Here is a 1,216-nt window from a genome sequence, read left to right on the forward strand (position 1 = left end):
CATCGAGGTCACCTACAAGATCTACCGCCACCTCATGCCCGGCTCCCTCAGCAAAGCCGCCAAGATCCTCAACCACGACCTCACAACACAATAGCCTTTGCCGTGGGCGCAGTTGGGGCGTAGTCCGCGCCGCACTATGGTGCAGCGGATGCCGTCTCGTCATTTCGCCCAGTGGCGCGTGACGGACCAGCCTTCGAGCAGGCAAGCACCAGTTACGTGAAGAGCTCGGCGACGTCCTGTGGTACGTCGCCGCTCTCGCCCACCGCTTCGGACTCGACCTCGACGATGTGGCCGCGGCCAACCTGGTAAAGACCAAGGACCGCTGGCGCCCCACTCCCCGCGACGAGCACGCCCCCTTCGACGCAGACTTTCCCGCCCACGAGCAACTGCCCCGGCAGACCTCACTGACCTTCACGCCCACCAGGACCGACGACGGCCGCACCGTCATCATCCTCACCCGCCAAGACGGAACCCCCGCCGGCGATCCGCTCACCAGCGCCTCCCACGTCGAGGACGGCTACCGCTTCCACGACATCTTCCATCTCGCCCACGCCACCGTGCTGGGCTGGTCCCCCGTCACCCGCTTCCTGCTGGGCCGTAAACGCAAGAGCGATCCCCGCGCCGACGAAGCCGAAGACGGCGGCCGCGCCATCGCCATCGCCATCGCCATCGCCATCGCCATCGAGGAAGGCATCTCGGCGCTGGTCTTCTCCTACGCCGCCCGCCACCGCTTCCTCGCCGACATCAAACACATCGACCAGGAACTCCTCGCCACCATCGGCCACATGACAGCCCACCTGGAGGTCAGCATCTGCCGCGCCGCGGAATGGGGGCATGCCATCCTCACCGGCTACACCGTCTGGCGCCAGCTGCGCGAACAGAACGGCGGCACGGTCCACCTGGACCTCGACCAGCGCACGCTCACCGTCACGCAGAGCTGACGCCCGGAGATGGGGAACGCTCCCGGCTGCGGCGTTCCCTACTGCATGAGTGCACCGGGCCGTAGGGGGAAATCCCTAGGCGACACCACCTCGTTGGACGGGTCTATCAGGAATTAGGTGTGGTTCGTCTGTTTGGCCTACAGGTTTGTCGGTGGGCTGATCGGCTCACACTCGTCCGGAGGTAAGGCGGCCGTCGAAGAGGACGTCGAACTCGTTGAGGGCGGACTTCCAGCGGTTGTTCCAGCGCTGGCGGCCGCGGCCGGTGGGGTCGAGGG

Annotated in this window: 1 protein-coding gene; it reads left to right on the forward strand. The window is 66.4% G+C overall.

What is annotated here, in order from left to right; all coding sequences use genetic code 11:
- Positions 1-287 precede the first annotated feature (287 nt).
- Entirely contained in the window at positions 288-941 is a 654-nt protein-coding gene (locus ABZT03_RS44625) for a pyrophosphatase (protein WP_356050081.1), read from the forward strand.
- Positions 942-1,216: the final 275 nt, after the last annotated feature.

Origin of the sequence: Streptomyces sp. NPDC005574 (assembly GCF_040605435.1) — a bacterium.
Lineage (GTDB): Bacteria > Actinomycetota > Actinomycetes > Streptomycetales > Streptomycetaceae > Streptomyces.